The sequence below is a fragment of the Planomonospora antibiotica genome (genome assembly GCF_014647955.1).
GTDB classification, from domain to species: domain Bacteria; phylum Actinomycetota; class Actinomycetes; order Streptosporangiales; family Streptosporangiaceae; genus Planomonospora; species Planomonospora parontospora.
Map to the genome: position 1 here is coordinate 122,495 of NZ_BMQE01000010.1, position 25,245 is coordinate 147,739.

At 73.1% G+C, this 25,245-nt stretch carries 22 protein-coding genes; 14 read left to right on the forward strand and 8 right to left on the reverse strand.

Annotated elements, in window-relative coordinates; translation table 11 throughout:
• Positions 1-187: 187 nt before the first annotated feature.
• The 4 genes from IEZ06_RS12310 to IEZ06_RS12325 all read right to left on the reverse strand — a co-directional run bounded on the left by IEZ06_RS12310 (position 188) and on the right by IEZ06_RS12325 (position 3,562).
• Positions 188-829 carry a JAB domain-containing protein gene (locus IEZ06_RS12310; RefSeq protein ID WP_229798011.1) on the reverse strand — a complete coding sequence of 214 codons (642 nt, stop codon included), beginning with the start codon at positions 827-829 and terminating at the stop codon, positions 188-190.
• 133 nt (positions 830-962) lie between these two features.
• On the reverse strand, positions 963-1,643 hold the full coding sequence (locus IEZ06_RS12315) for a TetR/AcrR family transcriptional regulator (RefSeq protein WP_229798013.1): 681 nt from the start codon (positions 1,641-1,643) through the stop codon (positions 963-965).
• 59 nt (positions 1,644-1,702) lie between these two features.
• A complete protein-coding gene (locus IEZ06_RS12320; protein WP_189236815.1) occupies positions 1,703-2,788 on the reverse strand; it encodes a saccharopine dehydrogenase family protein in 1,086 nt (361 codons plus the stop codon).
• A gap of 48 nt (positions 2,789-2,836) precedes the next feature.
• Positions 2,837-3,562 (reverse strand): GntR family transcriptional regulator, encoded by a 726-nt coding sequence (locus IEZ06_RS12325; RefSeq protein ID WP_189236816.1) that lies wholly within the window; start codon positions 3,560-3,562, stop codon positions 2,837-2,839.
• A gap of 329 nt (positions 3,563-3,891) precedes the next feature.
• Here IEZ06_RS12325 and IEZ06_RS12330 point away from each other — a divergent pair, with 329 nt between their 5' ends.
• The 7 genes from IEZ06_RS12330 (at position 3,892) to IEZ06_RS12360 (ending at position 11,876) form a co-directional block, all read left to right on the forward strand.
• The gene (locus tag IEZ06_RS12330; RefSeq protein WP_189236817.1) at positions 3,892-6,261 is read left to right on the forward strand and encodes a discoidin domain-containing protein; all 2,370 of its coding nucleotides are present in this window, start codon (positions 3,892-3,894) and stop codon (positions 6,259-6,261) included.
• 50 nt (positions 6,262-6,311) lie between these two features.
• Positions 6,312-7,226 carry a 4-hydroxy-tetrahydrodipicolinate synthase gene (dapA, locus tag IEZ06_RS12335; protein WP_189236818.1) on the forward strand — a complete coding sequence of 305 codons (915 nt, stop codon included), beginning with the start codon at positions 6,312-6,314 and terminating at the stop codon, positions 7,224-7,226.
• 167 nt (positions 7,227-7,393) lie between these two features.
• Entirely contained in the window at positions 7,394-9,079 is a 1,686-nt protein-coding gene (locus tag IEZ06_RS12340; protein ID WP_189236819.1) for a ribonuclease J, read from the forward strand.
• Positions 9,080-9,226: 147 nt separating this feature from the next.
• Positions 9,227-10,030 carry a 5-dehydro-4-deoxy-D-glucuronate isomerase gene (gene kduI / locus IEZ06_RS12345; protein ID WP_189236820.1) on the forward strand — a complete coding sequence of 268 codons (804 nt, stop codon included), beginning with the start codon at positions 9,227-9,229 and terminating at the stop codon, positions 10,028-10,030.
• Entirely contained in the window at positions 10,030-10,785 is a 756-nt protein-coding gene (gene kduD, locus IEZ06_RS12350; protein ID WP_189236821.1) for a 2-dehydro-3-deoxy-D-gluconate 5-dehydrogenase KduD, read from the forward strand. Before kduI ends, kduD begins: the two co-directional genes overlap by 1 nt.
• Before the next feature lie 16 nt (positions 10,786-10,801).
• Positions 10,802-11,566 carry an IclR family transcriptional regulator gene (locus IEZ06_RS12355; RefSeq protein WP_189236822.1) on the forward strand — a complete coding sequence of 255 codons (765 nt, stop codon included), beginning with the start codon at positions 10,802-10,804 and terminating at the stop codon, positions 11,564-11,566.
• Positions 11,567-11,690: 124 nt separating this feature from the next.
• On the forward strand, positions 11,691-11,876 hold the full coding sequence (locus tag IEZ06_RS12360; protein WP_068897108.1) for a tautomerase family protein: 186 nt from the start codon (positions 11,691-11,693) through the stop codon (positions 11,874-11,876).
• A gap of 117 nt (positions 11,877-11,993) precedes the next feature.
• Here the strand turns inward: IEZ06_RS12360 and IEZ06_RS12365 are convergent, their stop codons facing one another.
• Positions 11,994-13,490, reverse strand: coding sequence for a sodium:solute symporter family protein (locus tag IEZ06_RS12365; protein WP_189236823.1), 1,497 nt, complete (start codon positions 13,488-13,490; stop codon positions 11,994-11,996).
• Positions 13,491-13,757: 267 nt separating this feature from the next.
• Here IEZ06_RS12365 and IEZ06_RS12370 point away from each other — a divergent pair, with 267 nt between their 5' ends.
• The 6 genes from IEZ06_RS12370 (at position 13,758) to IEZ06_RS12395 (ending at position 20,796) form a co-directional block, all read left to right on the forward strand.
• Positions 13,758-16,343: an FtsK/SpoIIIE family DNA translocase gene (locus IEZ06_RS12370; protein ID WP_189236824.1), complete on the forward strand. Its 2,586-nt coding sequence runs from the start codon at positions 13,758-13,760 to the stop codon at positions 16,341-16,343.
• A 307-nt stretch (positions 16,344-16,650) separates the two neighbouring features.
• The gene (locus IEZ06_RS12375) at positions 16,651-17,472 is read left to right on the forward strand and encodes a helix-turn-helix domain-containing protein (protein WP_189236825.1); all 822 of its coding nucleotides are present in this window, start codon (positions 16,651-16,653) and stop codon (positions 17,470-17,472) included.
• Positions 17,473-17,541: 69 nt separating this feature from the next.
• Positions 17,542-18,951, forward strand: a complete 1,410-nt coding sequence (rimO, locus tag IEZ06_RS12380) for a 30S ribosomal protein S12 methylthiotransferase RimO (RefSeq protein ID WP_189236826.1) — start codon at positions 17,542-17,544, stop codon at positions 18,949-18,951.
• 25 nt (positions 18,952-18,976) lie between these two features.
• Positions 18,977-19,588 carry a CDP-diacylglycerol--glycerol-3-phosphate 3-phosphatidyltransferase gene (gene pgsA / locus IEZ06_RS12385; protein WP_189236827.1) on the forward strand — a complete coding sequence of 204 codons (612 nt, stop codon included), beginning with the start codon at positions 18,977-18,979 and terminating at the stop codon, positions 19,586-19,588.
• 80 nt (positions 19,589-19,668) lie between these two features.
• Positions 19,669-20,193, forward strand: a complete 525-nt coding sequence (locus IEZ06_RS12390) for a CinA family protein (protein ID WP_189236828.1) — start codon at positions 19,669-19,671, stop codon at positions 20,191-20,193.
• A 207-nt stretch (positions 20,194-20,400) separates the two neighbouring features.
• Entirely contained in the window at positions 20,401-20,796 is a 396-nt protein-coding gene (locus IEZ06_RS12395; RefSeq protein WP_068897105.1) for a helix-turn-helix domain-containing protein, read from the forward strand.
• 18 nt (positions 20,797-20,814) lie between these two features.
• On the opposite strand, the gene IEZ06_RS12400 is transcribed toward IEZ06_RS12395, so the two are convergent.
• Both IEZ06_RS12400 and IEZ06_RS12405 read right to left on the reverse strand, forming a co-directional pair.
• Positions 20,815-21,594: an Fpg/Nei family DNA glycosylase gene (locus IEZ06_RS12400; RefSeq protein ID WP_189236829.1), complete on the reverse strand. Its 780-nt coding sequence runs from the start codon at positions 21,592-21,594 to the stop codon at positions 20,815-20,817.
• Positions 21,595-21,709: 115 nt separating this feature from the next.
• The gene (locus tag IEZ06_RS12405; protein ID WP_068896958.1) at positions 21,710-22,159 is read right to left on the reverse strand and encodes an RrF2 family transcriptional regulator; all 450 of its coding nucleotides are present in this window, start codon (positions 22,157-22,159) and stop codon (positions 21,710-21,712) included.
• A gap of 202 nt (positions 22,160-22,361) precedes the next feature.
• Between IEZ06_RS12405 and IEZ06_RS12410 the strand changes: the two genes are divergently transcribed.
• Positions 22,362-23,540 carry an ROK family transcriptional regulator gene (locus IEZ06_RS12410; RefSeq protein ID WP_189236830.1) on the forward strand — a complete coding sequence of 393 codons (1,179 nt, stop codon included), beginning with the start codon at positions 22,362-22,364 and terminating at the stop codon, positions 23,538-23,540.
• Positions 23,541-23,767: 227 nt separating this feature from the next.
• On the opposite strand, the gene IEZ06_RS12415 is transcribed toward IEZ06_RS12410, so the two are convergent.
• Complete coding sequence (locus IEZ06_RS12415; RefSeq protein WP_189236831.1) at positions 23,768-25,222, reverse strand: glycoside hydrolase family 3 protein; 1,455 nt, start codon at positions 25,220-25,222, stop codon at positions 23,768-23,770.
• Between the last annotated feature and the right edge of the window lie 23 nt (positions 25,223-25,245).

Sequence of the window (25,245 nt, forward strand, 5' to 3'; positions counted from 1 at the left end):
CCCGGCGGGTCCGGTGGCCCGGCCCCGGAGGGGGAGCCGGGCCACCGCCATGGATTTCCGGCCGCCGTCGTGTTCCGGGTGCGGCGGCGGCCGGGAAGCACCCCGGTCGATTCCGGCTGGGAAGCACATCGGCTGGGATCGGCCGGGCGATCCGGTCGGCGGCGCGGTCGATGGGCGGGCGGCGGAGTCACCCGGCGATGCGGCGCCAGGCCGTGTCGGTGACGATCACGTGGTCGAGGAAGCGCAGGCCGACGGTCTCGGCGGCCTCGCGGAGGCGGGCGGTGACGTCGAGGTCGGCGGGGCTGGGGTCGAGGGAGCCGCCGGGATGGTTGTGGGCGAGACCGAAGGAGGAGCCGCCGGAGGTGAGGACGAGCGTGATGATCTCGCGGACGGGCGCCGGGGCGTGGTCGGCGCCGCCCTCGCTGACGATCGCCCGGCGGGTGACCGCGCCGGCGGAGTCGCAGACCACGGCGACCACCCGCTCGTGGCCGAGGTGCCGCAGGAGCGGGGAGGCGACGGCCGCCAGGTCGGCCGAGCCGGTGACGCGGCGGCGCTCCGGCTCCGCCTGTGCCTGCCGTACGAGGTGGAAGGCGGCGATGATCCGGGCGGCCTTGGCCGGGCCGATGCCGCGGATGGTCATCAGCCGGTGCGCGTCGGAGCGGCCCAGGCCGCGCAGGTCGCCGCAGTGGGCGATCAGCTCGGAGGCCAGCTCGACCGCGTTGGTGCCGCGGCCGCCCGAGCCGAGCAGCAGGGCGAGGAGCTCCCGGTCGGCCAGGGCGGTGGCGCCGAGCGAGAGGAGCCGCTCGCGCGGCTGGTCGGTCGGGGGCATGTCCTTGACGCGCAATCGGCACCTCCGGCTCGGGAACCCGGGTCGGTTGTACCAGGCGGCACCGACATTCGTCCTGATCGCGGAGCCTGCGGCCGTGCCTCCCGGAGGCTCCGCGACCAGGCGCTCTCCCCGATCAGGGGACGGCCGGGAGGTCTCCGCCGAGCAGGGCGGCGGCGAGCCCGGTCAGCTCGGCGTCCGTCGCGGCCGAGGCCTCCGCGGCGACGCCCGAGCGGAAGAGCGAGGCCCCCTCGATGAGCATGACGAACGTCTCGGCCCGCGCCCGGCACAGGTGCGCCGGGAGCCCGGGGTCCCGGCGGCGGACGAACTCGGCCACGTGCCCGGTGTACTCCCGGTAGAAGGCCCGGACCTCGGCGGCGACGGATCCGTCGTGGGCGGCCAGCGCCCAGATCTCGGTGAACAGGCGGACGAGCCGGTCGTCCTCCTGCTGCGCCAGGAGGCTCCGCACCACCGGTTCCACGGCCCCGCCCGCCGAGCCCGTTACGTCGGCCACCTCCTTCAGGGAGCGGTCCAGCACCCGGGCCAGCACGGCCTGGACCAGGTCGGCCCGGGTGCGGAAGTAGTGCTGGAGATGCCCCAGACGGACCCCCGCCTCGGCGGCGACCGTACGCAGGGACAGTTCCGCGTTCCCGCGCTCCACCAGGACGCGCTCGGTGACGTCGAGCAGTTCCTCCCGGCGGCTGCTCCCCTTGGCGGTCGGCCGTGACGGGCGGTCCGGCCGCGGGGCCGGCGCGGACGGGGCCGTGGGGTCCGCCGCGGCCGGACGATCCGCCCCAGGCGGACGCCCTGCTTCCACCGGACGATCCGTTCCGGCCGGGTGCGCCGTTCCCGCCGGACGGTCCGTCCCGCGAGGCGTCATGCGGCCCGCCGTGCCGCGGGACCGGCCTCCTCGGCGACGGCGACTCCTGCGGACTCCAGGAAGCCGGGCACGTCCAGGGGGCGCGGGGTCGCCTCCGGGAACACCACGCCCTCCGGCGGGGCGGCGCCGTCGGCGCCCAGGATCCTGCGCAGCGCCATCAGCGCCCCGACCGCGGTCAGGTGCGCCTGCCCGCGGGAATCGGCGACGGTCGCCGTACGGGTCCCGGCCGGGCCGGTGACGTCGATCCGGAGCCGGGCCACCCCGCCCTCACCGGCGGAGTAGAGCAGGGAGCGGCGGAGCGGCGTCCAGCGCTCGCCGCGCCCCCACCGGAAGAACCCGGACCGCTTGACGGCCAGCAGCGCCGAGGTCAGGGCGGGGGAACTGAAACCGATCCGGGTGGCCGCCGTGCTCACACCGAGGGTGATCGGCAGGGTGAACTGCTCCGGCGTGTCGATCCGCGCCACCCGGGTGCGCGAGGAGCCGATCATGACGGTGCGGGCGTCGGTGAGCGGCATGATCAGACGCCGTCGGCCGGCCTCCGTGATCTCGTACTCCAGGCCGAGCCGGTCCATGAACTCCACGGAGTCCGCGCCCGCCCGGTCCTTCAGATCCCAACGCACCGCGATCTCGACCGCGTCGGCTCCGCCGATCCGGGTGGCCAGCGTCGCGGCCACCAGGGCGCCGACACCCCCCATCCAACTGGAGGAGAGCAGCACGGGCGCGGCCGGGCGCAGCGTCGCGGCCACGGTCGCCGCCCGCTGCAGGCGGGCGGTCCACCGGGTGACGTCGGCGTAGGGGACCCCGGCCCGTACGGCGGCGCGCAGCACCCGGTCGTCGGGGTCGTTCACCACACCGACGACGGCGCGCACCGCCGCGGAGAACGGGGCGGGATCGGACAGGTCCCAGCGGCGCATCTCGGCGCCGGTCTCCTCGGCCAGGGACGCTCTCCTCGCCGGGGTGCGGCCGGTCAGCAGCAGGGGCCAGGAGGGCGCGGCGAGCCTGGCCAGCTCGGCGCCGACGACGCCGTACCCGCCCACCAGCAGCACGGGGCCGTCGGGATCGAACCGCAGATCATCATTCATGGCTTCAATATAGGTCATCTGACCTATAACGCGATCGGCGGGACCTGCCTACGGGTGGAGCGAGTGGGAGTAGACCAGGCGGAAGCGGTCGCCGGGGATGACGATGTCGCTCGTCTCGACCGGGCGGTCGCCGGCCCAGTGGGTGCGCTCGACGTGCAGGACGTGCACGCCGGCGGGCAGGTCCAGGGCGTCGATCTCGGCGGGTTCGGGGACACGGGAGGAGACCTGCTCGACGATCTCGGTGATCTTCGCGCCGGACGAGGACAGCCGGGCGATCAGACCGCGCGGGGGGTCCTCGGGGGTCGTCTCTGCGAGCTCGGCGGATTCGTAGGAGACGGCGAGCTGGACGGGCCTGCCGTCGCCGCGGAAGACGTAGCGGGTGCGGGTGAGCAGGGTCGACTCGGCCAGGTGGAGGCGGTGGGCGATGTCGGCGGTGGCCTCGACCTGCTCGGCCCGCCAGTCCCAGGTGATGCGGGAGCCCTGCGTCTGCAGGTCGGCGCCGAAGGGGGCGGCGTGGTCCGGGAGGCGCCAGCGGTGCAGGGGGACGAGCGCCGGTCTGGCGCGGACGTAGTGGCCGGAGCCGACGCGGCCGACGATGAGGCCTTCGGCGGCGAGCACGCGCAGCGCGTGGCGGGCGGCGGTCTCCCCGACGTTGTACTTCCGGGTCAGCTGGGCCCGGGAGGGGATCGGGGCGCCGGGGGGCAGCGAGCCGTCGACGATCTGGCGGCGGATGTCGGCGACGACGCGCAGGTAGACAGGATCGGAACTTGCCACGTGTCCATCCCTGAGGGGTGAGGCGACGGTCCATCCTGCCGTATTCACCGGACAACTCAGGGTAATGACGGCAATTTGGAGCTCCAACTTTGGAGCACGCGCAAGATCTTTTTAGGGGGGCGGAAAATATCTTGGCGAATCCTGTAACACCCCTGGGGGTGGGTCCGATTCAACGGTAGAGGTCGTCGATGTGTGTACCCCCGAGCACATATCGGCGGCCTCTTCTTTTTCGTGTCCTTTTCGTGTCCCGGCCTTCAGTCGTCCCGGCTACCTGGACAAAGTGGACATAAATATTATTACCTCCCGTGTGTGGATATTTGGTGCGAGCCTTGGCGGCTGCTCTCGCGGTCGTCCTCGTCGTCGCGACGGCGGCGGCGCCGGCCGGGGCCGGGATTCGGGAGGACGCCCTCCCGGCCGTGGTGCCCGCGCCGGCCGGGTGGGCGGACGGCGGTGAGAGGTCGTTCCGGCCCGGCCGCGACTCCCGTGTCCTGGCGGGGGAGGAGTCGAAGGAGGAGGCCGAGCGGCTCGCCGCGGACCTGCACGAGGTGACGGGTCTGCCGGTGCCGGTGGTCGTCGGCGGGGCTCCGGAGCCGGCGGCCGGTGACGTGGTCCTGACCGGGCTGGACGGCGCGGGAAGCGCCGAAGGGCTGGAGAGCGCCGGAGTTCCGGAGGGCTACCTCATGGAGGTCGGCGCGCACGTCGAGATCGCCGCGTCCACACCGGCCGGGCTCTTCTACGGCGGACGCACGCTGCTCCAGCTCCTCAGGGCCGGGGGCGGGGCGCCGTACGGCACGGTCGAGGACCGGCCGGAGGCGGGCAGCCGCATGGTCGTCCTCGACGTGCAGGGCGGGTTCTGGCCCGTCGCACGGATCGAGGACCTCGTCCGCCGGATGTCCTGGCTGAAGCTGAACACGCTTTACCTGCGGCTCTCCGGGGACGCCGCCCTCCGGCTGCGCGATCCGGCCTTCGCCGAGGCGGTCCCCGGGCTGGGGTACACCCGCTCCGACATCGAGGCGGTCCGGGCCACGGCCCGCCGGCACCACGTCACCGTGGTGCCGGAGATCGACGTGCTGGGGGACACGGCGGCGCTCACCCCGTCCCGGCGCTGCGCCGCCGAGCACGTGCCCGACCTGGCGGATCCCGAGGTGAGGCGGCGGCTCACCGCCGTGCTCGACGCCTTCACGGGATGGTTCGACGCGCCGCTCGTCGGCCTCGGCCGGATCGACGCCTGTGACGAGCCGGAGTGGCTGGAGGGGGCGGCCGAGCTGGCCGCGCACGTCGAGACCCCGGACCGGAGGCCGGTCCTGCGGGTCCGCGACCGCCTCCCGGCGCTGGACGGCAGGCCGGTGATCCTCAACGAGGGCTCGCCGGAGACCGGGGCGATCGTGCGGAACGGTCAGCACGACGTCATCGACGCCTTCCCCGCCGTGGGCTCGCACGCCGGAGACCTCCTGGCGTGGACTCCCGAAGTCGAGGGCTTCGGCCGGGCCCTGATCGCCGACACCGCGGTCTTCGGCGACCCGGGGGCCGCCGAAGCGGTCCTGGCGGGCCTCAGGGCGGAGTTCGCCGAGCGGGCGTGGAGCCGGCTCCCGGCCGCGGAGGGGTTCGCGGACAGGGTGCGCGCGGTGGGCGACGCGCCGGGCGTCTCCCGGGAGGAGCCGGCCGCCCGGGCGGAGCACCGCTACACCTTCGACGCGCCCCACGTTCCGGAGGGCGACACCCACGTCCCGGCCGCGTGGCGGGACGGGCTGCTGGTCACGGCGGCCGACGGGACGGGCGGCGCGCACGCGACCGCCGCGGCGGACGGCGCGCCGCGGTTCCCGGTGCCCGGCCGGGTCGGCGGCGCGGCCCGGTTCGGCGGGGGCCGGTGGTTCGCGCTCGGCGCCGCGTCGAAGAGCCCGCCGTGGACGGTCTCCATGTGGGTGCGGAGCGAGGACCGGGCGCGCGGCGTCCTGCTCGGCCGCCTCGACCGGGCGATCGTCGTCGACGGCGGCGAGGTCGCGGTCTCGGGCGCCAGGGAGTTCTCCTTCGGCCACCGCCTCCCGCTGAACCGCTGGACCCACCTCGTCCTGGTCGCCGAGCCCCGCGGCACCACCCTGTACGTGAACGGCCGCCGGACGGGCCGGGTGCCCGAGGTGATCGACCTGCCCACGGGCTCGATGGGCCCCTTCGGGGGCGCGCTGGACGAGGTCGTCATGTCGGGCAGGGCGCTGACGCCCGCGCAGGTGGCGGCGGTCTACGCGGCCGTCCCCGACCCGGTGCCGGACCGTCCGGCCGTCTCCGGCCCGGAACCCGGCCGCCCGGCCGCCTCAGACCTGGCGCGGGGCCGCCCGGTGACCGCTTCGGGCGTCGAGGCCGGCGGCCTCGGCCCGGAGAAGGCCGTCGACGGCGACCCGAAGACCCGCTGGGCCTCGGCCCTGAAGGTCGACCCGCAGTGGATCCGGGTCGACCTCGGCGCGCCCCGCGACATCACCCGGGTGGTGCTCCGCTGGGAACGGGCCTACGGTTCCCGCTACCGGATCGAGGGCTCCGCCGACGGAGTCTCGTGGACGCGGATCCACGAGGTCGCCGACGGGAACGGGGGTGTGGACGATCTGAAGGGCCTGTCCGCCACTGTCCGGTACATCCGTGTATACGGTATGAAACGGGGCACCAAATGGGGATATTCGCTCAAGGACCTGGCGGTGTACGGGGGGTGAGAGGGGTGGCGGGGTCCACCGCTTCTCCGGATCCGGGTACCGTTCGGTCTATGGCAGCGCCGACGACAACCTCCGACGCCCCCTTTGGCCGCATGCTGACCGCCATGGTCACGCCGTTCACCGACGACGGCGCGGTCGACTACGAGGGGGCGCAGCGACTGGCCACCTACCTGGTGGACGAGCAGCGCAACGACGGGCTCGTGGTGAGCGGTACGACGGGCGAGTCCCCGACCACCACCGACGAGGAGAAGGAGCGCCTGCTGCGCGCCGTACTGGAGGCGGTCGGCGACCGCGCCGTCGTGGTGGCCGGAGCGGGCACCAACGACACCCGCCACAGCGTCGGGCTGGCCCGCGCCGCCGAGCGCGCCGGGGCCCACGGACTGCTCGTGGTGACGCCGTACTACAGCAAGCCGCCGCAGGAGGGGCTCTACCGGCACTTCACGGCGGTGGCGGACGCCACCGGCCTGCCGGTGATGCTCTACGACATCCCCGGCCGCAGCGGCGTGCCGATCCAGATCGAGACCCTGGTCAGGCTGGCGCAGCACGAGCGGATCGTCGCGGTGAAGGACGCCAAGGCGGATCTGTTCACCGGTTCGCAGGTCATGGCCTTCACCGATCTGGTCTTCTACTCGGGTGACGACACGCTGAACCTGCCGTGGCTCTCCGTCGGGGCGGCCGGGTGCGTGAGCGTCGTGGGGCACGTCGTGGGCGCCGACATCGCCGAGATGATGCGGTTGCACCGCTCCGGCGACGTGGCGGGCGCGCTGGAGATCCACCGCAGGCTGCTCCCGGTGGTCTCGGGGATCATGATGCAGGCGGGTGGCGCGATCATGGCCAAGGCGGCGCTGGCGCTGGTGGGGCGCCCCGCGGGCCCCGTGCGTTCGCCCCTGGTGGAGGCCACCGGGCAGCAGGTGGCGAACCTGCGCGCGGAACTGGTCGCGGGCGGCGTGAAGCTGTCCGACTGAGATGTGGTGCGAGAAGGAACGTCGCGATCGGGATCGGTCGCAGCTTGGAGGAAAACCGGTTTGAAGCAGAGAAGACACCAAGGCCCGCAGGGGTCCGGAGCGTTCGGCGAGGGAGCGGTCCCGACGGCCCGCGGGCTGCACGACGCATGTGAGAGAGGTGTGGCCGGATGAGTCACCCCCATCCCGAACTCGGGCCGCCTCCGCCGCTGCCCGAGGGCGCGCTGCGCATCGTGGCGCTGGGCGGTCTCGGTGAGATCGGCCGCAACATGGCGGTGTTCGAGTTCGAAGGGCGCCTGCTGGTCGTCGACTGCGGGGTGCTCTTCCCCGAGGCCGAGCAGCCGGGCATCGACCTGATCCTGCCCGACTTCGACTACATCCGGGACCGCCTGGACGACATCGAGGCGGTCATCCTCACCCACGGGCACGAGGACCACATCGGCGCCGTGCCGTACCTCCTGCGCGAGCGCCGGAACATCCCGGTGGTCGGCTCGAAGCTGACGCTGGCGCTGCTCGAGGCCAAGCTGACCGAGCACCGGATCCAGCCGGTCAAGGTCGAGGTGGCCGAGGAGCAGCGGCGCGCGTTCGGGCCGTTCGACTGCGAGTTCTTCGCGGTCAACCACTCGATCCCGGACGCGCTGGCGGTGGCGGTACGCACGCCCGCGGGCATCGTCCTGCACACCGGCGACTTCCGGATGGACCAGCTGCCCAGCGACGGGCGCCTGACCGACCTGGGCGGCTTCGCCCGGCTCGGCCGCGAGGGCGTCGACCTGCTGATGTCGGACTCCACCAACGCCGAGGTGCCGGGCTTCGTCACCAGCGAGCGGGAGATCGGGCCGGTCATCGACGAGGTGGTCCGCACCTCGTCCAAGCGGGTGATCGTGGCGAGCTTCGCCTCGCACATCCACCGCGTGCAGCAGGTCGTCGACGCCGCCGAGCGGCACGGCCGCAAGGTCGCCCTCATCGGCCGCTCCATGGTGCGCAACATGGGCGTGGCGCGCGACCTGGGCTACCTGCGGATCCCGCCGGGGCTGATCGTCGACTCCAAGGAGATCGAGGGCTGGCCGCCGGAGGAGGTGGTGCTGATCTGCACCGGTTCCCAGGGCGAGCCGATGGCGGCGCTGTCGCGCATGGCCAACCGCGACCACCCGATCCGGGTCGCCGAGGGCGACACCGTGCTGCTGGCCTCGTCGCTGGTGCCCGGCAACGAGACCGCGGTCACCAGGGTGATCAACGGGCTGACCCGCTGGGGCGCCCGGGTGGTGCACAAGGGCAACGCCAAGGTGCACGTCTCCGGTCACGCCGCCGCGGGCGAGCTGCTGTACGTGCTCAACCTGACCCGGCCGTCCAACTTCATGCCGGTGCACGGCGAGTGGCGGCACCTGCGGGCGCACGCCAAGCTCGCCGCGCTGACCGGCGTGCCCGACGACCACATCGTGATCGCCGAGGACGGCGTGGTGGTGGACCTGGTCGACGGGCGCGCGCGGATCACCGGCGCGGTCCAGGCCGGCTACGTCTACGTGGACGGCACCTCGGTGGGCGACGTCACCGAGTTCGCCCTGAAGGACCGGCGGATCCTGGGCGAGGAGGGCTTCATCTCCGTCGTCATCGTGGTCGACTCCAACACCGGCAAGGTGACCGCGGGCCCGGAGATCCACGCCCGCGGCTCCGGCATCGACCCCGACCGGTTCGACGAGGTCCTGCCGCAGCTGGAGAAGGCGCTGCAGGAGAACGCCGCCGACGGCGTGGTCGACGTCCAGCAGATCCGCCGCGTGGTCCGCAGGGCCGTGGGGAGCTGGGTGAGCAACACCTACCGCCGCCGCCCGATGATCATTCCGGTGATCGTCGAGGTCTGACCGGCCCGCAGCGGCCCCGCCGTCCCCGGCGGCGCCCTTCCTGACGACGCCGCCTCCCGGTCGATGTACCGGGAGGCGGCGTCGTTGTATGCTCAGGGTGTTCCATATAGCGAATTTTAATTTCATGTAACAGAACAAGGAGGGTCGATGGAGGTACGGCACGCCACGGCGCCCGACCAGATCCCGGGCTCCACCACCGACTGGCTGCGCTCCCGGTTCCTGGTGGAGGACCTGTTCGCCCCCGGGGAGGTCCGCCTGGTCTACTCGCACGAGGACCGGATCGTGGTGGGCGGGGCGCTGGGGCGGGCGGCCCTGCCGAACCCGGACCCGCTGCGCGCCGGGCACTTCCTGGAGCGCCGGGAGCTGGGCGCGGTCAACGTGGGGGACGGGCCGGGCACGGTGACCGTGGACGGCACGCCGTACGAGCTGGGGCCGAAGGAGTGCCTCTACGTCGGCCGGGGGAGCCGCGAGGTGGCCTTCGACGGGGCCTTCTACCTCGTCTCCACCGCGGCGCACGCCGACCACCCGACGGCGCTGAGCACCCTGGCCGACGCCGAGCCCGTACGGCTGGGCGGCCCGGAGGGCTCCAACGACCGCACCATCTACAAGCACGTCCACGCCAAGGGTCTGCAGAGCTGCCAGCTGGTGCTCGGCGTGACCGTGCTGGAGCCCGGCAGCATGTGGAACACCATGCCCTGCCACACCCACGAGCGCAGGACCGAGGTCTACTTCTACTTCGGCCTCCCGGACGGCCAGCGGGTGATCCACCTGATGGGCCGTCCCGACGAGACCCGCAACCTCGTGGTCGCCGACCGGCAGGCGGTCATCTCGCCGCCCTGGTCGGTGCACTGCGGCTTCGGCACGCACGCCTACTCCTTCGTCTGGGCCATGGGCGGGGAGAACCAGGCCTACGACGACATGGAGCCGGTCGCGATCGGCGAGCTGCGCTGATGGCGGCGCAGGAGGGGATGTTCTCGCTGGCGGGCCGGACCGCCCTCGTCACCGGGGCGCGGACCGGCATCGGCCGGGCGGTGGCGCTGGCCCTGGCGGCCGCCGGGGCCGACCTGGTCCTGCACGGCCGCGACGACGACCTCGACGAGGTCGAGGCCGAGGTGCGCAAGACGGGCAGGCAGGCCTCCCGGTGGATCCTCGACCTGTCGGACCCCGCACGGATCCCCGAGGCGGCGGCGCGGCTGGGCCCGGTCGACGTGCTCGTCAACAACGCCGGGATCATCCGCCGGGCGCCCGCGGCCGAGCACTCCTACGCCGCCTTCCGGGAGGTGATCGACGTCAACCTCGACGCCGTCTTCCTGCTCAGCCAGGCGGTCGGGGCGGGCATGCTGGCCCGGGGCTCGGGGAAGATCATCATGATCGCCTCCATGCTCTCCTTCCAGGGCGGAGTCAACGTGCCCGGCTACACCGCGGCCAAGCACGGGGTCGCCGGGCTCACCCGGGCGCTGGCGTGCGAGTGGGCGCCGAAGGGGGTGCAGGTCAACGCGATCGCACCGGGCTACATCGCGACCGCCAACACCGAGCGGCTCCGCGCGGACCCGGTGCGCGAGGCCGAGATCTCCGGGCGCATCCCCGCGGGCCGCTGGGGCGAGCCGGAGGACCTGGCGGGGGCGGCCGTCTTCCTGGCCTCCCGGGCCTCCGACTACGTCAACGGGCACGTGCTGGCGGTCGACGGAGGCTGGTTGGCGCGCTGACCAGTAGGATCGCCACGTGGCCAGGGAAGGCAGTTCCATCGACAAGGCGCTGACGGTGCTGGAGGCGATCGCCGAGCACCACCGCGTCACCGACATCGCCGCGGAGACGGGGGTGTCGAAGTCGACCGTCCACCGCATCCTCCAGTCGCTGGTCGAGTGGGGGTTCGCCCGGACGGACGGGAACGGCGGTTACGAGCCCGGCCCCCGCATCCTCACCCTGGCCGGCCGGGTCATGAACCGGTTCGACCCGGCCGGCCAGGCCTCCGGCGCGCTGAGCGCGCTGCACGAGCGGATCGGCTACACCACGCACTTCGCCATCCGCAGCGGCGACGAGGCGGTCTACGTCTCCAAGCTGGAGGGCCGCCGGCCGTACCAGATGCCCTCGCGCGTCGGGATGAGCTTGCGCCTGCACTGCACCGCCATCGGCAAGGCCGTCCTGGCCTGGCTCCCCGCGGACGAGGTACGCGCGATCTGCGCCCGGACCGGTCTGCCCCGGATGACCCCCGGCACGCTGACCGAGGTGGACGCCCTCCTGGCCCACCTCGCCGTGGTGCGCTCCCGGGGTTACGCCCTGGACGACGAGGAGAACCACCCGGAGATCCTCTGCGTGGGCGCCCCGGTCTTCGACCACACCGGGCGGGTCCTGGGCGGCATCTCCATCTCCGCGCTCGCGATGGACATGGACCGCGAGGGCCTCGAGCGGCTGGCCCCCGAGGTCGTCGCCGCCGCGCGGGAGGTCTCGCTCGCGCTCGGCGCCCCGCTCTCCGCCGTCCGGGGCTGATCCCGGAGGATCACCGCCGTCCTGGAGCGCTCCCTTTAGGCAAGCGCTTTCCGTAACGGTGGCTGATGGCATATTGTTTCATGTAGCGGGACTTAGTCTTATGTCATGCAACGTGGAGGCCGACATGCCCAACATCACCGTCGAACTGCTCTCCGGACGGACCCTCGACCAGCGCCGCGAGTTCGCGGCGGCGGTGACCGAGGCCGCGGTGGACGTCCTCAAGGCCCGCCGCGAGGCGGTGCGCATCCTCTTCACCGAGATCGAGAAGTCCGACGTGGCCAACGGCGGCGTCCTGGAGTCCGACAAGTAGCCGCAGGGGAGCGGACGCGCGGAGAGGGGGCCGGACGGATGTCCGGCCCCCTCTCCCGTGCGGTCGGGCGCCTCCCGCGGGCTCAGGGGGCTTCCGCGGGCGCCTCCCGCCGCGTGCTCAGGCGCCGGCGGCGGCCCGCTCGGACTCCGGGTCGGTGTCGAGCGAGTCGACGAGCGCGTCCCGGTCCGGGGTGTCCTCCGGCTTCAGCAGCCCGATCGCCACGTAGAGGACCAGCGAGGTGACCAGTGGGACGCCGACCACCATCGCGGTGTCCTTGGACTCGAGGATCCACTTGACGTAGGCCCAGACGCCCAGCCCGGCGGCCCATGAGACGATCGCGGCGGTCGGCCCGCTCCGCTTGAACCAGGGGAGCATGCCGAGCATCAGGGGGATCGAGATCGGTCCCATGGTGGCCGCGACCAGGTCGACGACGATCTTCAGCACGACGCCCTGGCCCTCGGTGGAGATCGCGATCACCATGCTGATCAGCACGAAGGTGAACGTGGTCACCCGGGCGAAGGTCAGCTCGGCGTGCGCGGACAGCTCGCGCACCCGCCGGACGATCACCGGGGCGATGTCCCGGGTGATGACCGAGGAGATCACGTTGGCGTCGGAGGCGACCATGGCCATGGTGTGCGAGAAGAAGCCCGCCAGCACCAGCCCGATCAGGCCCTGCGGCAGCAGGGTCTGCGCCAGCTTGACGTAGGCCTCCTCGGCGTTGGCCAGTCCCGGCACGATCAGCGGGGCGGCGAACATCGGGACGAACAGGATCAGCGGCCAGACCAGCCAGAGCACGCTGGACAGCAGCGCCGAGCGCTTGGCCGCCGAGCCCGACGGGGAGGCCATGTAGCGCTGGGCGAGGTTCCACATGCCGCCGTTGTACTCGAAGGTCTTGATGAACAGCATGGCCAGGAAGAACGTCGTGGTGTACGGCCCGGCGAACGGGTCGCCGTGGCCCTCGGGGAGCTTGTCCCACATGGTCCAGAGCGTCGCGACGCCGTCCAGATGGGACATGATCGCGACGAACATGGCGATGCCCGCGACGCCCTGGATGACGAACTGCCCGAAGTCGGTCAGCACGTCGGCCCAGAGGCCGCCGGCGGTGATGTAGACCAGCGTGACGGCGCCGGTGATCAGGATGCCCCAGAGGATGGGGATGCCGGCGAAGCCCTTGAGCAGCACCGCGATCGCCACCCACTTGGCGGCGATGTCCACCACCTTCAGCAGCGCGCCGCTGTAGGCGAGCACCTGCTGCGTGGGGAGGTTGTAGCGGCGGGCGAGGTACTCCAGCGGGGAGGCCACCCCGTGCTTGGAGCGCAGCCGGTTCCACCGGGCCGCCCAGAGGAAGGCGCCGATGCCGACGCCGAGGCCGATGGTCAGCGCCCACCAGACGTACATGGCCAGGCCGTAGTTGTAGGCGACCGCCGCGAAGGCCACGAACATGATCGCGCTGTAGCCCGACATGTGATGGGAGATGCCGGACAGCCACCAGGGGATCCGGCCTCCTGCGGTGAAGAAGTCGATCACGTTCCTGATCCGGCTCCTGGACCACACGCCGATGGCGATCATCACAAGGAAGTACGCGCCCAGCACGGACCAGTCGAGTGCGGACATGGTCTCTCCTCCCAACGTCCTGTTTGGTGAGGAGGTTCTACTACATGGAACGTCATGTCAATACATAGGACGGAAGGCGCTTTCCTTGGAGGTCATTCCGTTATGTGGCGACCGCAGAAGGCGAGAAGGGTTCGTGTTGCGGGGCCGGGGCCATCTCCCTGACCCCCGGGAACGGCCGTCGCCGCCGCGCGGGGGGCGGGCGCCCGGCCCGTCCCGTCGCGGCGAGCCTCCGCGCGATCCGCCCGCGCGATCGTTAACCTCCCTAGCATGGCCACCCGTACGTCAAAAGGCGCCTCAGGCAAAACTCCGGCCAAGGGAGCCTCCAGCCGGTCGAGGTCCACCCCTGCCCGTACGGCCTCCGCCAGACGGCCCGCCGCGCGCCCGAAGGCCGCCGCGGCGCGCAGGCCGGCCTCCTCCCAGCCCGACCCGCTCGGCTGGCTCCTCACCATGGTCGCCAGGCTGTTCGTGGGGATCTGGATGCTGCTCGCGGGCGCCATCGGCGGCGCGGCGCGCGCGCTGGGGCAGAACGCGCGGGAACTGGACCCGGTGCACCGCCGCGACGGCCTCGGGCTCGCGGTGTTCTCCGGGGCGATCGTGCTGGCCGCCATGACGTGGCGGACCCCCACGGGCGCGGTCACCGAGGTGGTCGACGCCGTCATGCGCGGCGTCTTCGGCTCGCTCACCTGGGTGATCCCCGTCATGTTCGCTCTGCTGGCCTGGCGGATCCTGCGTCACCCGGACCAGAGCCCGGACACCGGGCGGATGATGATCGGGTGGTCCGCCCTCATCACCGGGGTGCTCGGCATCGTGCACGTCGCGCACGGCACGCCGTACCCCTCGGGAGGGCCCGCCGACGGCATGGACAAGGTGTCGGCCGCCGGCGGCATGATCGGGTTCGTCATCTCGGCGCCCCCCGCGAGCATCCTGCCCGCGTTCATCACGATCCCGCTGCTGCTGATCCTGTCCGGCTTCGGCGTCCTGGTGATCACCGCGACCCCGGTGCACCGCGTCCCCGAGCGGCTGGGCGAGATCAGGCACATGCTCTTCAACCAGGAGGCCGCCCGGGCCGCCCGGGCGGCGGGGCCGCCCCGGACGGCGGCGAAGCGGCCCGCCGGGAAGCGGCAGGGGCGCAGGGCGGACGGCGGGGAGCCGGGCACCGCCGAGCCGGGCGACGGCGTCAAGCCGTACGACACGCCGGTGATCGCCGAGACGCCGGGCAGGCTCGCCGGGCACTCCCCGGAGATCGTGCCCGGCCTGGTGGACGACGAGGAGCCGGCGGACCCCGGCGCCACCGGAGCCCCGGCGGCCCCGGTGACGGCTCTGCTGGAGCCGCCCGCCCCGACCCCGGCGCCGCGCAAGGTGGAGCAGCTGGTGCTCTCCCCGCAGGCCGGGCCGTACACCCTGCCCGACGCGCAGCTCCTGCGCCCGGGCACCGCGCCCAAGCCGCAGACCAAGGCCAACACCGTCGTGGTCAACGCGCTGACCAGCGTGATGGAGCAGTTCGGGATCGACGCCCGGGTGATCGGCTTCACCCGGGGACCGACGGTGACGCGCTACGAGATCGAGCTCGGCCCGGCGGTCAAGGTCGAGAAGGTCACCGCGCTCACCAAGAACATCGCCTACGCGGTCAAGTCGGCCGACGTCCGGATCCTGTCGCCGATCCCCGGCAAGTCGGCGATCGGCGTCGAGATCCCGAACACCGACAAGGACCTCGTCTCGCTCGGCGACATCCTGCGCTCGCAGGTGGCACAGGCCGACCACCACCCGATGATCGTCGGCCTCGGCAAGGACGTCGAGGGCCGCACCATCGTGGCCAACCTCGCCAAGATGCCGCACCTGCTCATCGCGGGCGCCACCGGCGCGGGCAAGTCGGTCTGCGTCAACGGCCTGATCTCCTCGATCCTGATGCGCGCCACCCCCGACGAGGTCCGGATGGTCCTGGTCGACCCCAAGCGGGTGGAACTGTCCGTCTACGAGGGCATCCCGCACCTCATCACGCCGATCATCACCAACCCCAAGAAGGCCGCCGAGGCCCTGGAGTGGGTGGTGGGCGAGATGGACCGCCGCTACGACGACCTGGCCGCCAGCGGCTTCCGGCACGTGGACGACTTCAACAAGGCGGTGCGCGCGGGCAAGCTCGTGCCGCCGCCCGGCAGCGAGCGGGTCTACCAGCCCTACCCCTACCTGCTGGTCATCGTCGACGAGCTCGCCGACCTGATGATGGTGGCCCCGCGCGACGTCGAGGACTCCATCGTGCGCATCACCCAGCTCGCCCGCGCGGCCGGCATCCACCTGGTCATCGCCACCCAGCGCCCCTCGGTGGACGTCGTCACCGGCCTGATCAAGGCCAACGTGCCCTCCCGCCTGGCCTTCGCCACCTCCTCCCTCGCCGACAGCCGGGTCATCCTCGACCAGCCCGGCGCGGAGAAGCTGGTCGGCCAGGGCGACGCGCTCTTCCTGCCGATGGGCGCCAGCAAGCCCATGCGGCTGCAGAACGCCTTCGTCTCCGAGAAGGAGATCGCCGAGGTCGTCGCGCACTGCAAGACCCAGATGCAGGCCGAGTACCGCCCCGACGTGATGGCCGCCGCCACCGCCAAGAAGGAGATCGACGAGGACATCGGCGACGACCTCGACCTGCTGGTGCAGGCGGCCGAGCTGATCGTGACCACCCAGTTCGGCTCGACCTCCATGCTCCAGCGCAAGCTGCGGGTGGGCTTCGCCAAGGCGGGTCGGCTGATGGACCTGCTGGAGAGCCGGAACGTCGTCGGCCCGAGCGAGGGGTCGAAGGCGCGGGAGGTCATGGTCAAGCCGGACGAGCTGCCCGGGCTCCTGGCCGACCTGCGGGGTCGGTGACCCGCGGCTCGGCGGTCCGCAGGCGGGTGGAGGGCGGCCCGCGGACGGTGTACCGCGGTGGACGGCGGCCCGTAGACGGTGCGCCGGTGACCCGGGCGGCCCGCGGGGGTGACCCGGGCGGCCCGCGGGGGTGCGGGACGGACAAGGACCCCGCTGTGTGACACTCTTCTCATCACTGCTTGAATGGGACTCGCTACTCAACGTCAAGAGTGGGGGAGCGTGTACCAGTGAACGAGGGGAACGAGGGAGCCGCCGGGCCGGACACGGCCGCGGGCGCCGCCGCCGGAGCGCGGAGCGAGGTGTCGCCATGAGCATCGGGGAGGTCCTGGCTCAGGCCCGCCAGTCGGCGGGCCTGACCGTCGAGCAGCTGAGCGCGCGCGCCTGCATCCGCGCGACGCTGATCCACGCCATCGAGCGTGACGACTTCTCGCTGTGCGGGGGCGACTTCTACGCCCGGGGGCACGTCCGCAACCTGGCCAGGATCCTCGGACTGGACGCCGAGGCCCTGGTCCACGAGTTCGACGAGCTGCACGGCGGCGTGCCGCTGCCGGTGCGCGCGGCCAGCGTGTTCCAGGCGGACCGGCCCATCAAGATCCGCGAGCGCCGCTCGCCCAACTGGACGCTGGCCATGGCCGTGGCGCTGGCCGTCGTCGTCGTGTTCGGCGTGGTGCGGACGATGGGCGGGGCCGGGGACACCCCGACGGACGCCCGGCCGGTGGCGGCGCCCTCGCTGCCCACCCTCCCGCCGCCCTCGGCGCCTCCCGCGCCCGGCGTGCCCCCCGTCCCCGGTGTGCCCGCCGTACCGGGAGCGCCGTCGGCGTCCGCTGCGGCCGCCGACCCGGCGCACGGGGCGTCCTCGGTCCGGCGCGGAGAGGAGGTCGTGCTCAAGGTCAAGGCGGAGCGCTCCTCGCGGCTCAGCGTCAAGGACGCGAAGGGGCGGCGGCTTTTCTCCGGCACGCTCAAGGCCGGCAAGACCGCGCAGTGGAAGGCGAAGGGCGGGATGAAGGTCGTCTTCGACGACGCGGGAGCGGTCCTGCTGCAGGTGAACGGCGAGAAGCTGGGGGCTCCGGGCCGCTCCGGGCAGAGCGTCGAGCGCTCCTACGGCGTTCCCGAGGCCAATCCGCGGTAGATCACCGGAGGCCGGGAATGGGGGAGGTGCACCGGGTAGTGGCCAACTCCCGATACCGTAGTGTTCACCATGTCATCCCGCCGAACCGCATCGCTGATCACACTGGGCTGCGCGCGCAACGAGGTCGACTCCGAGGAGCTCGCCGCGCGGCTTGAGGCTGCCGGCTGGCAGCTGGGCGACGACGACCCCGATGTCATCGTCGTCAACACCTGTGGCTTCATCGACTCAGCGAAAAAGGACTCCATCGACACGCTGCTCGCCGCGGCCGACTCCGGGGCCAAGGTGGTCGCTGCGGGCTGCATGGCCGAGCGCTACGGCGACCAGCTCGCCGACGCCCTGCCCGAAGCGGCGGCCGTCATCTCCTTCGACGACTACAGCGAGATCGGCACGCGCCTGGACGACGTGCTGGCGGGCCGGCCGCTCGTCCCGCACAGCCCGCGCGACCGCAGGACGCTGCTGCCCATCTCGCCGGTCGAGCGCGCCGCCGCCCCCAAGACCGGCATCCCGGGCCACGGCGAGCTGCCCGACGGCCTGGCCCCGGCCAGCGGCCCGCGGCCGCTGCGCAGGCGCCTGGGCGACGGGCCGGTGGCCTCGCTGAAGCTCGCCTCCGGCTGCGACCGGCGCTGCACGTTCTGCGCCATCCCGGCCTTCCGGGGCTCCTACGTCTCGCGTGCTCCCGAGGAGCTCCTCGGCGAGGCCGCCTGGCTGGCCGAGCAGGGGGTCAAGGAGCTCGTGCTGGTCAGCGAGAACTCCACCTCCTACGGCAAGGACCTCGGAGACCTGCGGGCGCTGGAGAAGCTGCTGCCGGGGATCGCCGCGGTCGAGGGGATCGAGCGGGTCCGGGTCAGCTACCTGCAGCCCGCCGAGCTCCGCCCCGGCCTGCTGGAGGCGATCGCCGGGACCGACGGGGTCGCGCCGTACTTCGACCTGTCCTTCCAGCACGCCTCCGGTCCCGTGCTGCGCCGGATGCGGCGCTTCGGCGACCCCCGGCGGTTCCTGGACCTGCTGGAGGCCGTCCGGGCCGCCGCGCCCGAGGCGGGCGTGCGCTCCAACTTCATCGTGGGCTTCCCCGGCGAGACCGAGGAGGAGTTCGGCGAGCTGGTCGACTTCCTGCAGGAGGCCAGGCTCGACGTGATCGGTGTCTTCGGCTACTCCGACGAGGAGGGCACCGAGGCGGCGGACCTGCCCGGCAAGCTGGACCAGGAGACCGTCGACGCCCGCGTGGCCGCCCTCACCGAGCTGGCCGAGGAGCTCATGGCCCAGCGGGCCGAGGAGCGGATCGGCACCGAGGTGGACGTCCTCATCGAGGAGGACCTCGGCGACGGCGGCTACGAGGGCCGGGCCGCGCACCAGGGCCCCGAGGTCGACGGCTGCGTCACGGTCCAGGGCATCGGCCTGGTCCCGGGGCAGATCGTCCGGGCCGTCGTGGTCGACTCCGAGGGGGTCGACCTGATCGCCCGCATCAAGGCCGCCCCGTGAGCGCGCCGCCGGGCCGGGAGAGCGTATGACCAACACGCCAGAGACCGGTACCGAAGCGACGCCGGCACCCGCGGGCCCCGGCAAGGTGAGCCTGTGGAACATCGCCAACGTCGTGACGGTGCTACGACTGGCGATGGTGCCGTTCTTCGTGGTCTGCCTCTTCCTGAACGGCACCGGCTGGAGGATCGCCGCGCTGGCGGTGTTCCTGGTGGCCTCGCTCACCGACCTGCTCGACGGCGAGCTGGCCCGCCGCTACGGACTGGTCACCGACTTCGGGAAGATCGCCGACCCCATCGCCGACAAGGCGCTGACCGGGGCCGCGCTGATCAGCCTCTCGATCCTGGGCGAGCTGCCCTGGTGGGTCACCGCGGTGATCCTGGGGCGGGAGGCCGGGGTCACCCTGCTGCGCTTCGCCGTCCTGCGGCACGGCGTCATCCCCGCCAGCTACGGCGGCAAGGTGAAGACGGCCCTGCAGATGCTCGCCATCACCTGCTACATCGTGCCGGGTGTGCCGGGGGCGGCCCGCTGGGCGGTCATGGGCGCGGCGGTCGTGGTGACCGTCGGGACCGGACTGGACTACGTGATCAGGGCGGTCAAGCTCCGGCAGGTGGCCAAGCGGGCGAGGGCCTCCTCGTGACCTCCCCGGCGATGCCTCCCGGGGCGGCCTCCGCGCGGTCCGCGGGGACGCCTCCCGAGGCGTCCCCGTCCTCCTCCGCGATGCCGGAGCCGGCACTCTCCGCGACGCCGGAGCCGGCGCCCGCGGCCCGGGTGATCGCACTGCTCGCCGGCCGGGGGGAGACGGTCGCGGTGGCCGAGTCCCTGACGGCGGGCCTGATCGGCGCCGCGCTGACGGCCCCGCCCGGCGCCTCCGCCGCCTTCACCGGCGGGGTCCTGTCCTACGCCACCGAGCTCAAGCGGCGCCTGCTGGGCGTCCCCTCCGACCTGCTGGAACGCGAGGGGGCCGTGCACCCCGGGGTCGCGGCCGCCATGGCCGCCGGGGTGCGCGAGCTCACCGGCGCCACCTACGGCCTGGCCGCCACCGGCGTGGCCGGTCCCGACCCGCAGGACGGAAAGCCGGTCGGCACCGTCCACCTGGCTGTTAGCGGCCCCGCTGGGCGGGTATGGCACCGGGACCTGCACCTGAACGGGACGCGTGAGGAGATCCGGCGATGCACCGCGAACGAGGCCGTGGACCTGCTCAGGGCGGCGCTGGAGCCGAACCTGGAGGAACATTCCGGGTGATTACCGTGTTACGTCCCCAGCGAACATGCTCACCGCGGTCTGCCGCGATGTCGGCCGATACGGGTACGGTGGAGCTGTGACTGAGGGCAGCGTCAAGCGATGACGACGGCGAGGCGAATGTACGAAGGGTCGCGTTCGAAGAACGAGCGGCACGAACCGATCGCGCGGAGCGTCGTGAAGACGTCCGCGCCGGGGAGGGAGCGACAGATGGTCCTGCTGCGTCAGCTGCTCGGTGACGTGCTGCGGCGGCTGCGGGTGCGGCAGGGTCGCACCTTGCGTGAGGTCTCCACACTGGCTCGGGTCTCCCTCGGCTATCTGTCCGAGGTGGAGCGCGGTCAGAAGGAGGCTTCCTCCGAGCTGCTCGCGTCGATCTGCGGCGCCCTCGGTGTGCCGCTCTCCCAGGTGCTCCGCGAGGTCTCCGACCAGTTCGCGCTGGCCGAGCTCCAGCACGCCCCGGTGCTCGCCGACGTTCCCGAGCGGGAGCGCCTGCCGATCCCCGAGACCGTGCCGGCCTCTCTGCCGGAGGACGCGTTCGAAGGCTTCCGGGCGGTCGTCCCGCCCATCGAGCACACTCCCGACGTGAAGGACATGGTCGCCGCCTAGGCGCGGCCGCCGGCCGGTTCAGTCCGGCTGGCAGCGCCGGCACCAGTAGACCAGCCGCTCCTGCGGCTGCGCCCCCAGCTCTGCCCGGCTGATCCGGTTCCCGCAGCGCAGGCATGCCCGGCCCGCCCTGCCGTAGACCCACATGCCCCGCCCCGGACGGAGATCCCCGGTGGTCACCCGGTCCGTCCGGTCCCTGTTCGCGTCCATCAGCCTCTGCGCGATCTCCACGATCCCCGGTACGTCGTCGAGCGCGCCCACCGGCCGCCACGGTGAGACCCCGGCGAGGAACAGCGTCTCCGCCCGGTAGATGGTGCCGATCCCGGCCAGGTTCCGCTGGTCGAGGAGGGCCTCGCCGATGCTCCGGCCGGGCTGCTCCGCCAGCCGCCGCACCGCCTCCTGCGGATCCCAGCCGGGACCGAGCAGGTCCGGGCCGAGGTGCCCGACGACCCGGTGCTCGGTCTCGGTCCTCAGCAGGTCCACCATGCCGAGCCGCACTCCCACGGCCTGCCAGCCGGCGTTGGCCAGCACCAGGCGGACCCGGTCGCCCGGAGGCGTCCGGCGACCGGCGGGGGAGACGAGCCACTCGCCGTCCATCCGCAGGTGGGTGTGGACGGTCAGGCCGCCCTCGACGCGGGTGAGCAGGTGCTTGCCCCGGGCGGCGGTCTCCAGCACGGTCCTGCCGGTGAGGTCGGCCGTGGCGTACCGGGGCACACGGAAGTCGGAACGGGTCAGGACCCGGCCGTCGAGGGCCCGGCCGAGCCGCCCCGCGGCCCGGTGGACGACGTCGCCTTCGGGCATGGGCCCAGCGTATCCGCGCGGCGCGCGGCGGAGACGGGAAGGCGTGTGACGCCACCCGGCCCCGTGGAGGCGTGCGGCCCGGCCCCGTACCGCGCCGGTCTCGCGCGAGGGCGGGTCAGTCCCAGGCGGCGGGGTCGGCGGCGAGCTTGCGGACCCGCTCGGGGAGGGCACCCGTGGCCACGCTCTCCAGCGTGACCTCCTCCAGGATGGCCCGCTCGCTGGCCCGCAGCGCGATCCAGACCTGCTGCAGCGACTCGGCGGGCCCGCGGTAGTCGACGTGCTCGGGGCGCTCGCCCCGTACGTTGGCCAGCGGGCCGTCCACCGCGCGGATCACGTCGGCGAGGGTGATCTCGGTGGCCGGACGGGCCAGCACGTAGCCGCCCTCCGGGCCGCGCTGGCCCCGGACGAGCCCGGCCCGGCGCATCTGGAGGAGGATGTTCTCCAGGTACTTGGGAGGCATTTCCTGCTCCTTGGCGAGCTCGCCCACGGTGGTTGGCCCCTCACCGGCGGCGGCGAGTTCGGCGGCGGCACGCAGGGCATAGTCGACACGAGCGGAAAGGCGCATGCGATCGATTATCCCGCCTGCGGAGGACCACTCATGCGTGAGGTCCTGTGGAGCGGGCGTCCGCTGCGCCGGGGAGCGCTCCCACCTGTCGCCCTCCGGGAGCGGCCCGCACGCTAAACTCTCGGAAGTCTCATTGACAACCGAATCCCCGTTCTCGCCGGCCGGAACAGCGACGGGAAACGCCGAAACAGAGAGCATGCGTATGGAGCGACGTCCTGGCGTGCCCAGGCTGCTGAGGGAGATCAACGACCGGGCCGCCCTGGAACTGCTGCTCACCTCCGGCCCGCTGACGCGCGGGCAGATCGGGGAGCTCACCGGGCTCTCCAAGGTGACGGCGTCGCAGACGCTCGCCCGCCTGGAGGAGCGCGGGCTGGTCGAGGTGGCGGGGGAGCAGGCCGGCGGGCGGGGGCCGAACGCGACGCTCTACGGGATCGTGCCCTCCTCCGCCTATGTCGCGGGCCTGGACGTCGGACCGGAGTCCGTCACCACCGCCGTCGCCGACATCCGGGGCCGGATCGTCGGCGAGGTGACGGTGGCCCTGGAGGGGCGTGACGACCCGGTGGCGCTCGTGCACGAGGCGGTGGTCAAGGCGTGCCGCTCGGCGAAGGTGGCGCTCTCCCGGCTGCGGGCGGTGGTGATCGGCACCCCGGGCGTCGTCGACCCGCGCACCGGCGACGTGCGCTTCTCCTTCGACCTGCCGGACTGGCACGAGGGCATCCACGAGGCGCTCGCCCGCGACCTGCGCCGCGAGGTGAAGATAGAGAACGACGTGAACCTCGTCGCCGTCGCCGAGCGCACCCTGGGCGCCGCCCGCGGCGTCGACGACTTCGTGCTGCTCTGGGTGGGCCGCGGCATCGGCCTGGGCGTCGTGCTCAACGGGCGGCTGCACCGGGGCCGTTCCGGCAGCGCGGGCGAGATCGGCTACCTGCCGGTGCCGGGCGTGCCGCTGGCCGCCGACGTGCGGGCGGTGCCCGGACGGCCGCCGTCGCTCGCGGGAGGCCTGCAGTCGCTGGTGAGCGCCGAGACGGTGGCCGGGCTGGCCGCCTCGTACGGCTTCGCCGGGCGGAGCGCGGCCGAGTGCGTGGCGGCGGCGGTCGGGGCGGGCGAGCGGGGGACGGCCCTGCTGGACGACATCGCCGGCAGGCTGGCGCTGGGCGTGGCCTCGGTCTGCGTCGTGCTCGACCCCGGCCTGGTGGTACTCGCGGGGGAGGTCGGCCAGGCCGGAGGGGACGCGCTCACCACGCGGATCGAGGAGGCCGTGGCCCGGATCTGCCCGGTCCGGCCCCAGGTGGCGGCCAGCGAGGTGGAGGGGAACCCAGTCCTGCGCGGAGCCGTGCTGGAGGCTCTGGAGCAGGCCCGGGAGGAGATCTTCAGCGCCTGACGGGAGACTCCGCCGGTACGGGAAACCCTGCCGGTGGCGGGGAGCCCGGCGGTGACGGAGCCCCGTCGGTGGCGGGAAGCCCGGCTGGAAGCCGGCGGAGAGGCCGTTGGAAGAACGTGCGGCCCGCGCCCCGGGGGTCCGCCGGGGGCGCGGGCCGCACGCGTCGGCGGGACCGTGCGGGAAGGCCGGGGGCCGAGCACGGCAGGGCGGCGCGGGTCCGGGTGAGGTCAGACCCCGAGCAGTTCGGCCGCGGCCTGCGCGTTGGCCCGGGCGGCCCCGTAGGTGGCCAGGTAGGTGACGCCCTCGGGCCGCCAGATCGGCAGGCCCATCTCCACCACGGTGGCGTCGGGGCGGGCGGCGAGCAGGGCGGAGACCACCGACCGGCTGGTCTCGTAGCGGTGCGCGTCCTTGACGACGACGATCAGCGAGCGGCGCGCGGCGCTCTCCAGGAGGGCGGGGACGTCCGCGCTCTCCGGCTTCACCCGCACCACCTCGGCCTGCGACAGCCAGGGATGGAATCCCCAGGGCACCTCGCCGACCGCGATGGTGGGCGGGGTGTCGACCTCGACCACCAGCGGGTCGACCAGCTCCGGGGCGGGGCCGGTCAGCCTGACCGCGCGCCGGGCGGCGGTCAGGCCGATGGTGCTCTGCCCGGCCGCGGCCCGACGGGGCTCGCCGGACCAGGAGCGCAGGCGGGCCACCCGCTCGGCGGCCTCCTCCAGACGGGCGACCGGCAGCCGCCCGTCCCCGGTCGCGGCGACGATCTCGGAGATGATCTTCTGGATGTCCGGCTCGGTGGGGATGGGGCCGAGGCAGAGCAGGTCGGAGCCGGCCGCCAGGGAGAGCACCGCACCGCCGGCCAGGCCGTAGGCGTCGGTGATGGCCTTCATGTCGAGGGCGTCGGAGATCACCACGCCGTCGTAGCCGAGCTCGCCGCGGAGCAGGCCGGTCAGCGCGGCCGGGGAGATCGTCGAGGGCAGCCCGCCGGTGAGCGCGGGGACCCGGACGTGCGCGGTCATGATGGACTTCGTCCCGGCCTCGATGGCGGCGCGGAAGGGGACCAGCTCGCGCTCGTGCAGCAGCTCCAGGGAGGCGTCGACGAGCGGGACCTCCAGGTGGGAGTCCTGGCGGGTGGCTCCGTGGCCGGGGAAGTGCTTGACGCAGGCGGCCACGCCCGCGGACTGCAGGCCGTGCACGGCGGCGACGGTGTGCCGGGCGACGAGCGCGGCGTCCGAGCCGAACGAGCGGGTGCCGATCACCGGGTTGTCGTCGGCGGTGTTGACGTCGGCGTCCGGGGCCATGTCCAGGGTGACGCCGCAGCGGGCCAGGTCGTCGCCGATGGCGCGGTAGACGTCGCGGGTCAGCTCGACGTCGTCCACGGCCCCCAGGGCGGCGTTGCCGGGGTAGGGGCTGCCCACGTGGTAGGCGAGCCGGGTGACGTCGCCGCCCTCCTCGTCCAGGGAGACGACGGGGTCGCCGGCCGCGCGCAGGCCCTCGCTCAGCGCGCAGAGCTGTTCGTGGTCGGCGACGTTGAAGCCGAAGAGGGTCACGCCGCCGAGGCCGTTCTCCAGCTCCCGGAGCACCCACTCCGGAGCGGTGGTCCCCTGGAAGGCGACGAGCAGGGTGCCTGCCGCGAGGCGGTACAGGCCCTGGTCTCTGGGACCCGCGATGAAGTCGGACATGGCGGTGGAAGACTCCTTGCCTG